Genomic DNA, 12,092 nt, shown 5'->3' on the forward strand with positions numbered 1-12,092 from the left:
GGCGCCGGGAAGGAATTGGTAGTGTCCCAAGAGCCGCTTGTGTCTATCGTCGACGACGACGCGGGGATCCGATCGTCGTTGGACGGGCTGATACGAAGCCTCGGGTATCGCGTAGCGCTGTTCGAATCGGCGGAGTCATTCCTCTGCTCGAACGCTCTGGATGAGAGCCACTGCGTTGTCAGCGATGTCCAGATGCCCGGCGGAATGAGCGGCATCGAGTTGCTCAAGCAAATGCACCAGGCCGACTGCGTCATACCTGTAATCCTCATTTCGGCCTTCACGACTGAGGCGCTTCGGGAGCAAGCTCAGCTGGCCGGTGCATACTGCACGCTGAAGAAGCCATTCGACGGGGAGGACCTCGTGACCTGCATCGAGCGGGCCCTGAACGCGTAGCGCCACGGTCGTCGATCTGACACCAATCTCGCCCGCCAGCTATACTGTGACAGTCCCTACGAGTGGCTGCTGTCGCCATTAGGTCGACAACCTCCGCTCAGGTCGGAACCAGGGTTGGGCCCAAAGCGGCGTGAATGAGCACAACCGAACGAAGCGCAGCCCGAAAGCTCGCCGAACGCCGGCCGTTCCACGATCCGCTGCGTGCGTCAGCCGGCCGAACGCGTTGTGTCTTCCCGCGTCGGCCGGCCTGCGAGCACGCCATTCGCGTCCCGCATTCAACCGACAACCGCGGCAGATCGTCTATCGAAACGCCGGACATCTGCCCTCGACCAGCTACGCCGCGGCCGTCACGTCACTCCGGTATCACACCGCGGCCAGCGACCTTCTCATATGCCGACAGTTCGTCGCCGATCGCCACCTTAGCCGCCAGGTCGTCAGCCCGAGCGCGATCTCTGGCGCTCTGCTTCGCATCCTCCTGACCATCGTCCGGATCGGCTGCACCCACGTTCGGAGAGGCAGGCACGTAGAGGACGTGATCCCCGTTAGGCTCGTCTGACATCTCTTTCTCCTTCTGCAAACCATCAACGCTGTGTCGGCGAAGCGGTGCCGGCTCTCGCGCCGAGCCGGGCTGCCGTAAGGGCAGTGTGTTTCGCGACCGCGCAACAATTCCATCGCATGCGTTCTTCACGTTTCTAAAGGAAGCAGCGGGGTTAGCAGGGGCTCCCCGGAGAAGAAGGCGACGAGGTTTCCCTTTAGTTGCTGGGATACCCGCGAGAGCGCTTCCTTTGTGCGTCCCGCGATGTGGGGCGTTAGCAGCGCTGGAACATCCGCCCACCGAGCCGCCGCGGTTGGCTCGGAATGAAACACGTCAAGCGCCGCGCCCCCTAGACGCCCCGACCTGAGAGCGGCGATGAGAGCAGCTTCATCGACGAGTTGGCCCCGCGCCACGTTGACGAGCTGCCCGCCTGGCCTGAGCGCCTCCAGAACATCACTGGAGATCAGCCCGACGTTCCCGGGATGCGCGCGGGCGGTCACCACCAACGCGTCCACATTGCGGGCCAACTCGATCAGGCTCTGCGCTCGGGGCCAGGGGGCATCCTTCGCATTTGGACCCCACCAGCGGACGCCCATACCCAACGCAACAGCCTTGCGCCCGAGCTGCTTGCCGATGGCTCCAAGCCCGACGATCCCGACCTTCAAAGAACTCAGGGACCTGTTCGGGATCGTCGAGGCGCTTGCCCAGTCGCCGGCACGAACGAGCCGGTCGCCCGCCGACAAGCCGCGCAAATGGGCCATGATGCAGGCGAGGGCATGATCCGCGACGTCCCCATCATTGACCTCCCGAGCGTGCGTCAGCAGGATGCCCTGAGCCTGCACCCAAGCCGGATCTATCCCGTCGTATCCGGTTGAGGCGCAGGCAATGAGCTGCAGCTGGGGCATGCCAGCTATAAGTGCTTCGTCGAGCGGCACCTCTCCGGCCACGACGACCGCCCGGACCTGGTGAGCCTGCTCGAACTCTTCTGGAACCCAAGCACAAAGCACGTCGAAGTCTCCGATCAACATCGACCTGAGCGGTTCCAGCTGCCGATGCAGGAAGAGGACCTGGTGCTTGCCGCTCATGCCTACCGCACGCTCTGCGACGGATCGCCATCTGCCACCGCCCGCAACGTCATCCGGCTCTGATGTCGTGGAAAACCGTCGGTCACGGCCTGGATGTCCATCAGACATCCGGCATCGCGATGCCTACCGCAGCCTGCTCGTCAGCATCGCCGTTCCAGTAGCCGTAGGCCTCAGCCAGCGCGAAGAAGCGACCAAGACGCTCGGCTGAGACGTCAGCGCCGACCGGAGCGCTTATGTCTCTGAAGAACTGCCCCATCCGTGGGGTGGTCACCAGTACGAGATGCGCTTCGCTGGCGCTCCCGTTTCGCAAGGCGTGCTTTTCGTTCGAAGGGATCTCGATGATCTCCCCAGTCTCGTAGGCTGCCCAAGATCCTCTCAGCCATGCTTCGAGCCGACCCCCGGTCACCACGATGGTCTCTCGATCACCATGGCTATGGAGCGGCACGACGACACCTGGAGGAACGATGCTGCGGATCACGACATACTCTTGATCAGCGTCCGAATCTGGAAGATTCACCATCGGACCAAAGATGTCCAACATAGCCTCTCGCCCGAATGCCTGTTCAGTTGATGACATCATCATGATAACTCACAGTTGTTAAACATCTTCGCTGACGTCACGACACGCATGCATCGCTTAGTCGATATCAGCGCATTTTTTCAGTAAGATCTGAATACATCCCTCATCACCCGTTCCTCCTCTCGGATCCGCAGCGCTAGGGGAACGATGTAGATGATCAATCCAATCCCCAGCGTCAGGAAAGCGTGGAGGACGAGCGCATACCCGATTAATTCTGGCAGGATGTTGAGAAAGTAGTTCGGGTGGCGGAAGACTTTGAAAAGAGACGAAGTGACCAGAACATGGTCATTCGCGATCAGCAACTTGACGGTCCAGAGCCGCCCAAGAGTCCGTGCGACGACGAACAACATTACGCTGCCAAACAGGTATAGCGCGAGACCCGTGAGCGTGACCTCGTCGAATGGCGGCTGGCGAATGACGCCCTCGGTCGCAGCGGCAACATAGAATGCGACATGGGCTCCTGCGAGCAGCTTCGAGTTGCGTGCACCGAACTCCACCGCGCCGCCCGCCCGGAGCGAACGCTCATTACGGATCGAGACACCGAGCATGGCGATCCGATAGGCGAAGGCGACGCCAATGAAGAGATAGATGAACTGCATCGGGCGCTCCATGACCTAGCGCGACCTGCACGGGATCAGGCCCCCGTGCAGAGCTGAAACTCGACCGCGGGACGCTGGCCCCGTCGCCGACGAAAGCGGCGTCTCTCCCCGTACGTCCACTCACCGCTCCATGATCAGCAGGCTCGAGGTGCCAGTCGCATAGAGCGTTCCTGCGGGATCCAGCAGCTTGGCCTCCGCAAATGCGACGCGCCGACCGATCGTCACCACTCTTCCCTCCGCGCGGATGAAGCCGACCTCCGGCTTCAGCCCCTTGTGGTATGCGGCCTTCAGTTCGATCGTCGTGTAAGTCTGATCCGCCGAGAGCTTGCTCAGCACCGCGAAGCCGCATGCGGTATCTAGGAGGGTGGCAATGTAGCCTCCGTGCACGAAGCCGGTCGCATTCATCGCATGCGGTCCGAGGGTTCCACCGCAGGCGGCGTAGCCGACCTCGACCTCCAGAAGGCGAAAGTCCAAGGCCTCGCCAATACCAGGCGGCCGGCCTGCACCCAAGAAGCTCCGCGCGATCTCCAAGCCGCTATGCGCGATCATCGGGAGACCTCCGAACGTTCCATCTTGTCATAGTCACATCAACGCCGCTGGACCTGGACCACGCGGCCTGGCCCCGTCTGATCAGCCTCGGCGATCACGAGAAATCTCGCAGGCGCGGCCTTGTCGGGTGAAACGAGCTGGCGAATGGGGCCGACCGCGTTGACGATCGCCGATCCAGCCGGATTGGACATGAACCGGGCGAGAGGCTGGAGATCTCCAGTCCCATCCGGCCGCGCCGCAAGCGCAAGCACGTAGGGCCGCTTGGGCTGGAGCCCTGAAGCGGCAGCCTGCAGCACCTGCGTCAGTCCTTGGTCGAAGAGGGAAACGCTCGTAGCAGCGTCGCCACTGGCCGTCGTCAGGATCAGATGCGCCGCCGCGCCCGCCGCGCCTAGGGGCTCAAGCCCACTCCGCCCGTCTCCGTTCGGAACGGCACGCGGCACATAGCCAATGGCTTGGGGGGCCTGGCCAATGGGCACCTCCGCCATCACCCGGTTCGTTGTCGTGTCGATCGCCGCCAGGGCGTCGGCGTTCTCGAGCCCGACGTAGATCCTGGTTCCATCGCCCGAAGGCCAGATGCCATGCGGCAGCTTTCCTACCGGTATCGTCGTCACCTGGGTGAAGTCGTCGGTCCGAAACACCTTCACCTGGTTGGTGCCGCCCACAGTGACATATGCGAACTGTCCAGCGGCCGTCCGCGCGAAGTTCACGTGGTTCGTAATGGGCCCCGTGTCGATCACCTTCAGGACGTTGAAAGGCGGCTTGGCCGAGAAGGCCACCGCCTTTCCCACGTCCTTCAAGGTGAACCAGACCTGCTTGCCGTCCGGAGTCGCCGCGATGTTCGGGCAGAATGGGCTCGGCTGGGCGACGGTGCCCACCCGCTTGCGCGAACGCACGTCGAAAACGGCAAGCTCGGGATTGAAGGAGGAGCAGATGTACGCGTAGCGACCATCGGGCGAGAAGATCGTCATCCCCGGTCCTCCCGGCGTGATGACCCGCGACTTCTCCTTGAAGGTCGTCGCGTCGATGACCGAGACGTAGTTCTCGCCACGCACGGTGACCCAGACTTCCTTGCCATCCGGCGTGAAGAATGCCTCATGGGGACTGCGCCCCACATAGGTCGTGTGCTTCACTGCATTGGTAGCCGTGTCGATGAACGTGACGGAATTTGACCCGATGGAGACGACAGCCAGCTGCCGCCCGTCTGGAGAGAAGCCGAGCCCGTGCACGAGCACCTGCCCCTTGTAGAGGGGAGACATGTTCATCGGCTGCGGATCACCAAGCCGGATCACCCCGAGGAGCTGGTTCGTGGCAGGGTCGACGACCGAGACGGTGTTCGAAAACTGCTCTGCTGCATATACGCGGTCCCCGGCGGCAACCGGAGCGTCGGGCTTCGCCCAAGGCGCCTGCTGCGCGTTGGCCGCTCCGGCAATACCGACACCGAGCACGATTGAAAGCAGGCCTGTGGTGGCTTTCACTTCGTCTTCTCCTCATGTTGATGATGCATTCCGGTCATCTTCTTCCCGTTGGTCGGCGCGGGAGCAGAAGCTGGGAGCGACTTCCCGACCGCGATGCGCATGGCCGCTATCTCTTGCTGCTGATCGATGATGATCTCCTGGGCTATCCGTCGGAGCTGCTCGTTCTTCCCGAAGCGGAGCTCCGCGATCGCCATGTCGATGGCGCCCTGGTGATGCGGCTCCATCATGGCGACGAAGTCTGCGTCGATGTCTCCCGACCTCTCGACTTCCATGGCGGACATCATCCGCCCCATGGCTGCATCCACCTCCTCGAAGAAGGACGCGCCATCGGATGCCACGGCGGCTGTCGCCAACAGAAGGGCCGAGGCTCCCGCGAACAAGGAGAGGCACCTCGCAATCGGGCGAGCACCTCCGAGGCTCGGACCGTCGCAAGACCCAGGCTGCACAATCTTCAGCATGTTCTGACTTCCTTGTTGGATCGACGAAAGACGTGCACTGGGCCGGGAGGCGTGTTCTCTCATTCCTGCCGCAGGTGGCCGACCTCCTCGGCCGTGATCTTCGACGGCTTGGAGCCAAAACGCGCGGTCACGTAGTTGGCGACTTCCGCGATCTCCTGATCGGTGTAACTGTGCCGGAAGGCAGGCATGAAGCGCCGCGGGTTCCCCGGCTTGCCGGCGCCATTGAGCATCATGAGCGCCACATTGGCCGCAGTCGCGTCGTTGACCGCCCGATTGCCCGTAAGCTGCGCCTCCCCGACCATGGCGCCTCGACCACTCCAGGTATGGCAGCCCGAGCACGCGTCAGCGAAGATGCGGGCTCCGTTGGACTTGTAGCCTGCCCCAGCCGTGGGGCGCGAAGGCGCGGCGGCAGCGACCTTTGGCGTGGTGGCAGTCGTGCGGCCCGGGACGGTGCGGAGGTATTCCGCGATCGCAGCGATGTCGCTCCGGGTGAGCTTGCTCAGACTGAGCTCCACCGCCTCCGCCATCGGCCCCGAAGCCACCCCGCGGCCGGGCGCATGACCGGTCTTGAGGTAGGCGATCACTTCCTCCGGCTTCCACCGCCCGATGCCGCTGCTTGGATCGCTGGTGATATTGTAGGCGTTCCAGCCTTCCGCGACGCCGCCGGCAAACTTTCGGCGCGTGTCCATCGCTTGAGCGAGGTTGCGTGGAGTGTGGCACTCGCCGCAGTGGGTTGGACCTTCGACCAGGTATGCGCCTCGGTTCCATTCGGCGCTGCGCTCCGCGATAGGCTGGAAGGGCTTGCCCGGATTGAAGAAGGCGCCCCAGAAGCTCATCAGCCAACGCTGATTGTATGGGAAGCTGAACGTGTTTGGCTGATTGGCCATCTTCACGGCCGGAACTGTTGCGAGGTAGCGCCGGATCGCGAGCACGTCCTCGTCCGGCATCAGACTATACGAGGCGTAGGGAAACGCCGGATAAAGGCGCGTTCCATCACGGGAGATGCCCTTATGCACGGCCCGCAGGAACTCCGCATCGGTCCACTCCCCGATGCCGGTTTCTCGGTCAGGAGTGATGTTGGGCGTGAAGAGCGTGCCGAACGGCAACTTGAAGGGCCGTCCACCTGCGAACGGCTGACCACCCTTCGCGGTGTGGCACGCCATGCAGTCAGCTGCCTCGGTGAGATACTTCCCCTTCGCGAGCTGACTGGCTCCGTCGAGTTCCTTGGGAACGCCTGTCGGTATTCGCCCCGCGAACTCCGACAATGCGACCTCGTGGCCGCCCGCGAACGCGAGCGGGGCCGGAAGAACCAGGATGCGCCAAGCCACGACGGCTCCGAAGACCGCGAGCGACGCCATGAAGGCGAGCAGATAGGTCCGCTTGCCGCGCGTCACCGGCGATCTCTCCAACTGATGCGTTCCACGAGGCGCTCCCAAATCGGTCTCGCCTCGGAGCTAGGCTGCAGTTGGAGCCTCGGCACTTATACGCGCGTCTAATCGCATCCCTCTGTTGGGGGATTGTCGCCCGTTTCCCATCGGGCGGCTCCAAAAGATACTCGCGTATGATTGCCCGGCAGGCGCCCAGGTGATTTCTGCAGCTGAAGGCGGAGGTGCGAGCCAAGACGCTACGCATCGGTCGCGCAAGTGGCAGAGGTCCATATGGCCGAGTTCGAGTTGAACGGAAAAGCAGTGTCTGTGGAGGTTGACGCCGGGACGCCCCTGCTCTGGGTGTTGCGTGACGACCTCGGACTTACAGGAACCAAGTATGGCTGCGGCATCGCCCAATGCGGAGCCTGCACGGTCCACATGAACGGGGAAGCGACCCGATCATGCCTCCTCCCCATTGAAGATGTGCACGGCGCACGCGTTACGACGATCGAGGGCCTCGGCCAGGGGGGCCTGCACCCGGTCCAGGAACTCTGGCTCAAGCACCAGGTCCCCCAGTGCGGCTACTGCCAGTCCGGAATGATCATGGCCGCTGCCGCTCTCTTGTCTGAAAACCCGAATCCCAGTGACGAGGACATCATGGCCCGCATGACCAACATCTGCCGATGCGGAACATATTCCCGGGTCCGAGCCGCCCTTGAGGAAGCTCGAGGGGGCAATCGCATGGGAGCTCCGGCATGAACGAGCTGACCACCAGCAGGCGCTTGTTCCTGCAAGCCTCCGGCGCCGGTGCGTTCGTGCTTGCCTTCCCGGTGCTTGCGGAGGGAACCCGGCGCGGCGGAGAAGGATACCGCACCGCATACCTGAAGATCACGCCCGACGACGAGGTGATCGTGATCTCGCCCCTGGCCGAGATCGGCCAGGGAACCTCCACGGCGCTTTCGATGGTGATCGGCGACACCCTCGATGCCGACTGGGGCCGCATTCTCGTGGAGCTCGCCTCCGTAGATCCCGCCTACAACAGCCCCATCCTATTCCAACAGCTGACCGGCGCCAGCACCGGCACGTCCGGGTTCAACGGTATCTTCAGAAAGGCGGGCGCCACTGCCAGGACGATGCTGCTCCAAGCCGCAGCCCGCAGATGGAACGTGCCCGTCGAACAGGTGCAGACGCAGGCAGGCCGTATCATTGGACCCCGGCTTGGGATGGACGTTCGATACGGGGAACTTGCCTCGACCATCAGCCTCATGCCTGTCCCCGAGAAGATCATCGAGCGCACCGATGCCCGTCCTCGCTTCGAAGGCGCCCGGATCACGCGGATCGATCTCCCCTCGAAGGTTGATGGCTCGGCGCAGTACGCGGTGGATCTGCGGCTTCCTGGGATGCTCTACGCCGCCGTCGCCGCCGCCCCGGTTTTCGGTGGAAAGCTGAAGTCGGATCAGCGCGCTGAGGTGCTGAAGCGCAAGGGAGTCCGAGGGATCGTCGATCTCCCGAACGGCGTCGCCGTCGTCGCAGAGCGCTGGTGGACCGCCCGCACCGCGCTGGATGCACTCCAGCCCGAGTGGGCCGAAACCCCGCACGACTCCGTGAACGACGCGTCCATCATGGCTCAGTTTGAACGCGACTTCGCTGCGCAACCCGGAGTCGTGGTCGAGCAGCGGGGGAGTCCCGAGCAGATGATGGGAAAGGCCCACAAGGTCATCACCGGGCGCTATCAGGTGCCGTTCCTCGCCCATGCGACGATGGAGCCGATGTCCTGCGTCGCCCGCGTCGAGAGAGGGCGCGGCGAAATCTGGCTTGGTTCGCAGCATCCGGCGAACGCCCGTGCCGCGGCAGCCAAGGTGCTAGGGGTGCCGGATGACCGCGTCACCTACCATCCCCTGATCGCCGGCGGCGGGTTCGGGCGGCGTCAGGAGACGGACATGGTGCAGCAGGCGATGATGGCCGCGAAGCAGTTCTCTCCTCGGCCGGTGAAGCTGATCTGGACACGCGAGGAGGACGTTTCGCACGACTTCTATCGGCCCGCCGGGATCTCCGAGATCAAGGTCGGGATCACCGGATCGGAGATCGTCGCATACAGCCATCGGCAGGTGACCCCCTCGATTCTGGCGCGCATGTATCCAGTCGCCATGAAGGAGTTCGACAGCGTCGTGACGGACGCGGTGGTGCCTCCCTACGAATTCCAGCACGTGGACGCGAGATGGGTGCGCAGCGAGACACATGTTCCCGCCGGGATGTGGCGCTCCGTCGGCGCCTCCCAGACGGTGTTCGCCATCGAGAGCTTCATCGACGAGATCGCTGCGGAGATCGGCATCGACGAGTTGGCTCTACGCCGCAAGCTCCTGGCCAAGACGCCTCGAGCGCTCGCCGCATTGGACAAGCTCGTGGAGATCAGCGGGTGGCCTGGCCCGACTTCCTCGGGCAGCGCGATCGGCATCGGCCTCAGTCACAAGTGGCAGGACTGCCTAGTGGCGCAGTCGGCACAGGTCGCGATACGTGATGGCCGCCTCATCGTCGAACGCATCTGCACCGTCGCGGACCCTGGGCGGGCCGTGAACCGCGACGCCGTCATTGCGCAGATGGAGGGTGCTGCCATCTGGGGACTCTCCTCGGCGCTGTTCGGACAAATCACCATCGCGAACGGCTGCGTGTCTGAAAGCAACTTTCACGACTATCGGGTGGTGCGGCTATCGGAGACGCCGATCCTCGACACCGTCATAATCGAAGGCGGAGACCCCATCGAAGGCACCGGCGAGGGAGGCTCGCCAAACGTCGCGCCTGCGATCTGCAACGCGATCTACAAACTCACCGGCAAGCGTATCCGCCGCTTGCCCATCATGACTCAGTTTATGGAACAGGAGGACCGTTAGGGGACAAGCGGCATTGTTCCGGCAGAACCGATCAACGAGAAGCGGCCCTCACTCGGGTAAGCCCCCGATTGGCGCGGCGACCGCGCAGATAGGCGAGACGGGCGGGGACCTGAAGGGTGATCGAGGTCCCCGAGCCCAAAGTGCTCCGGATGTTAAGCTCGCCTCCGATGCGACGTGCCCGCTCGACCATTCCCGGAAGACCGAAGTGACCTTCCCGGCGGCCCGCAGCCAGGACTTCCCTGGCGACGCCGACCCCATCATCCTCAACCCGCACTGAGAAGCGGTCCGCCCGAAAGTTCAAGGTCACTTGTATAGTCGAGGCGCTTGCATGCCGTGACGCATTCAGGATCGCTTCGCGCGATATCTTCATTGCCTCCTCCATCACCAACGGCTCAAGCAGACGCTCATCCCCATCGATCTGGAGGAACGGCGTCGGTCCGGCTGGAAGACTGGCGATGAACTCGTCCAGTTGGCGCGGAAGCCCGACGATCCGCGCGCTCCGAAGTCCCGCGACCTGCTCGCGCCCCTCCACGACCGCCGCCTCAGCCTGATCCAGGGCCTCGTCGATCTCCCTTCTGGTGGACGCGTCGAGGCCCGGCCGAAGGGCAAGCCCGTGGAAACGGATCATCAATCCTTGAATGCTCTGCAGGAGCGTGTCGTGCAGATCTCGAGCAATCTGCTCCCGCTCGGCCAATCTGGCCTCCATCTGCGCCCGAATGCGGCGGGTGAGGTATCGAAGGCGGGCGGAATAGAGGCCCACCAAGAGGCCGCCGGCGGCCACCGCGCATAGGACCAGGAACAGGCGGCTCTGCACGAACGTCGGGGGAATGTGTATCCTCGTCGCGGCTCCGGCACGGTTCCATGTCCCGTCATTGTTCGCGGCGATCACATGGAAGCGATATGTGCCGGGGCCAAGTCTGGTATAGAACGCCTGCCGGCGCGTTCCCGGATCCACCCAGCCCTCGTCGATGCCCTCAAGACGGTAGCGGAACTGATTGCGCCCCGGCACTGCAAGGCTGAGCGCGGTATAGCTGATCGTCAGGCTTGTCGTCCCCGTGGGCAGAGAGGCGTTCGCAGGATCCCGGATGTTCAAGGGTCCCGCAGACAGCCCGGTGATCGAGACCACCGGCGGCACCTTGTTAGGGACGAGCTGCGACGGGTCCAGGCTGTATAAGCCGGAGCGGCTCAGAATCCAAAGGCGCCCGTCGCCTCCTACCGCCATCTGCGTCCCTCGGACGCCGAAGTGCTGCGGACCGCTGGCAAGACCGTCACGGCTGTCGAACGTCTCCGCCGCCACCGGCGAGCCAGGGTTGTCGAAGGCTCGATTGAGCTCCGCAGTCCTAACTCGCACCAGACCCGTCATGCCTAACAGCCAAGTCTCTCCGGAAATGGTCTGCACCGCGTCCCTGAGCCGGGCCGCCCATGGATATCGCTTCGACTCCAGAGTGGAGACGACTCCATTGCGAACGCGCGCTAGCCCAGTCGTGCCGTTCACCAGCACGTAGTCGAGTCCCCGGCTGATGCCGTTGACGTAGCCGATGCCTACGCGTGCGGCGCTCAAGCTACGCGCGGAGTTCCCGACTATGATGCCAAAACGGGTCCCCCGAACATTAAACACGACCTCCCTCTCGGGGCCGGTGACGATCTCCTCGGTGCCCTTCCCGCCCATGCGGTCGCTCGGCAGACCATGCCAGCCGTTCGCGTCGTGCCAACGCAGCGCGCCTTCGCCCGTCAGCCACAATCTTCCCTGAGCATCTTCAACGCAGGCGTGGATCGGCCCGGGCGGCCCGGGGATTGTGATCCTGTTCTCGCCGCGATCACCAAGACGGACGGCGCGGTCGGTGTAGCCAAGCCAGACCGATCCGCCTCGCGCGGGGCAGATGACCTGCAATTCTCCCCTGACAGCGTATCGAAGCCTTGGGCGATCGCCAGACCTTACCTCGTAGATCCCGTCAGCACTGCTGAGGTAGACCGTTCCGTCCTCGGCTCGGGCAATCAACATGGCTCCCCGCGGATTCACGCGAACGTCTGACTCGCGCACGATCTCGACCGGTCGGAATCTATCCAAGCCCTGTTCCGTGCCGACCCATATGCTTCCCTCGCGATCGACGAGAAGCGCGTTGGACAAATCAGATGTAAGTCCGTCAGCCGACCTGAAGGTCT

General features: G+C 63.6%; 12 protein-coding genes. 3 read left to right on the forward strand and 9 right to left on the reverse strand.

The features are described 5' to 3' along the window. Nucleotides 1–39 precede the first annotated feature (39 nt). Nucleotides 40–393, forward strand: a complete 354-nt coding sequence (locus FHT02_RS15085; RefSeq protein WP_343056962.1) for a response regulator transcription factor — start codon at nucleotides 40–42, stop codon at nucleotides 391–393. 352 nt (nucleotides 394–745) lie between these two features. Here the strand turns inward: FHT02_RS15085 and FHT02_RS15090 are convergent, their stop codons facing one another. The 8 genes from FHT02_RS15090 to FHT02_RS15125 all read right to left on the reverse strand — a co-directional run bounded on the left by FHT02_RS15090 (nucleotide 746) and on the right by FHT02_RS15125 (nucleotide 7,068). Next, nucleotides 746–952: a hypothetical protein gene (locus FHT02_RS15090; protein ID WP_184089361.1), complete on the reverse strand. Its 207-nt coding sequence runs from the start codon at nucleotides 950–952 to the stop codon at nucleotides 746–748. 125 nt (nucleotides 953–1,077) lie between these two features. After that, on the reverse strand, nucleotides 1,078–2,013 hold the full coding sequence (locus FHT02_RS15095) for an NAD(P)-dependent oxidoreductase (RefSeq protein WP_184089364.1): 936 nt from the start codon (nucleotides 2,011–2,013) through the stop codon (nucleotides 1,078–1,080). A 100-nt stretch (nucleotides 2,014–2,113) separates the two neighbouring features. Then, on the reverse strand, nucleotides 2,114–2,596 hold the full coding sequence (locus FHT02_RS15100) for a cupin domain-containing protein (RefSeq protein WP_184089367.1): 483 nt from the start codon (nucleotides 2,594–2,596) through the stop codon (nucleotides 2,114–2,116). A gap of 77 nt (nucleotides 2,597–2,673) precedes the next feature. Beyond that, the gene (locus FHT02_RS15105) at nucleotides 2,674–3,192 is read right to left on the reverse strand and encodes an isoprenylcysteine carboxyl methyltransferase family protein (RefSeq protein ID WP_184089370.1); all 519 of its coding nucleotides are present in this window, start codon (nucleotides 3,190–3,192) and stop codon (nucleotides 2,674–2,676) included. A gap of 120 nt (nucleotides 3,193–3,312) precedes the next feature. Further along, nucleotides 3,313–3,723 carry a PaaI family thioesterase gene (locus tag FHT02_RS15110; protein ID WP_221239514.1) on the reverse strand — a complete coding sequence of 137 codons (411 nt, stop codon included), beginning with the start codon at nucleotides 3,721–3,723 and terminating at the stop codon, nucleotides 3,313–3,315. 56 nt (nucleotides 3,724–3,779) lie between these two features. Further along, nucleotides 3,780–5,216, reverse strand: coding sequence for a beta-propeller fold lactonase family protein (locus FHT02_RS15115; RefSeq protein ID WP_184089376.1), 1,437 nt, complete (start codon nucleotides 5,214–5,216; stop codon nucleotides 3,780–3,782). After that, the gene (locus tag FHT02_RS21620; protein WP_343056963.1) at nucleotides 5,213–5,554 is read right to left on the reverse strand and encodes a DUF305 domain-containing protein; all 342 of its coding nucleotides are present in this window, start codon (nucleotides 5,552–5,554) and stop codon (nucleotides 5,213–5,215) included. Before FHT02_RS21620 ends, FHT02_RS15115 begins: the two co-directional genes overlap by 4 nt. Before the next feature lie 179 nt (nucleotides 5,555–5,733). Further along, nucleotides 5,734–7,068, reverse strand: a complete 1,335-nt coding sequence (locus FHT02_RS15125; protein ID WP_343056964.1) for a c-type cytochrome — start codon at nucleotides 7,066–7,068, stop codon at nucleotides 5,734–5,736. 264 nt (nucleotides 7,069–7,332) lie between these two features. On the opposite strand from FHT02_RS15125, the gene FHT02_RS15130 reads away from it, so the two are divergent. Further along, nucleotides 7,333–7,800 (forward strand): (2Fe-2S)-binding protein, encoded by a 468-nt coding sequence (locus FHT02_RS15130; RefSeq protein WP_184089382.1) that lies wholly within the window; start codon nucleotides 7,333–7,335, stop codon nucleotides 7,798–7,800. Then, nucleotides 7,797–9,929 carry a xanthine dehydrogenase family protein molybdopterin-binding subunit gene (locus FHT02_RS15135; protein ID WP_184089385.1) on the forward strand — a complete coding sequence of 711 codons (2,133 nt, stop codon included), beginning with the start codon at nucleotides 7,797–7,799 and terminating at the stop codon, nucleotides 9,927–9,929. Before FHT02_RS15130 ends, FHT02_RS15135 begins: the two co-directional genes overlap by 4 nt. 31 nt (nucleotides 9,930–9,960) lie before the next feature. On the opposite strand, the gene FHT02_RS15140 is transcribed toward FHT02_RS15135, so the two are convergent. Continuing rightward, on the reverse strand, nucleotides 9,961–11,820 hold the full coding sequence (locus tag FHT02_RS15140; protein WP_184089388.1) for a sensor histidine kinase: 1,860 nt from the start codon (nucleotides 11,818–11,820) through the stop codon (nucleotides 9,961–9,963). Nucleotides 11,821–12,092: the final 272 nt, after the last annotated feature.

It is taken from the genome of Sphingomonas xinjiangensis, assembly GCF_014199255.1.
Lineage (GTDB): Bacteria > Pseudomonadota > Alphaproteobacteria > Sphingomonadales > Sphingomonadaceae > Sphingomonas > Sphingomonas xinjiangensis.

Coding starts and splice junctions, on each gene's coding strand:
- FHT02_RS15095 (WP_184089364.1), bottom strand. CDS start 2,013: ATGAGCGGCAAGCACCAGGTCCTCTTCCTGCATCGGCAGCTGGAACCG.
- FHT02_RS15090 (WP_184089361.1), bottom strand. CDS start 952: ATGTCAGACGAGCCTAACGGGGATCACGTCCTCTACGTGCCTGCCTCT.
- FHT02_RS15130 (WP_184089382.1), top strand. CDS start 7,333: ATGGCCGAGTTCGAGTTGAACGGAAAAGCAGTGTCTGTGGAGGTTGAC.
- FHT02_RS15105 (WP_184089370.1), bottom strand. CDS start 3,192: ATGCAGTTCATCTATCTCTTCATTGGCGTCGCCTTCGCCTATCGGATC.
- FHT02_RS15100 (WP_184089367.1), bottom strand. CDS start 2,596: ATGATGATGTCATCAACTGAACAGGCATTCGGGCGAGAGGCTATGTTG.
- FHT02_RS15135 (WP_184089385.1), top strand. CDS start 7,797: ATGAACGAGCTGACCACCAGCAGGCGCTTGTTCCTGCAAGCCTCCGGC.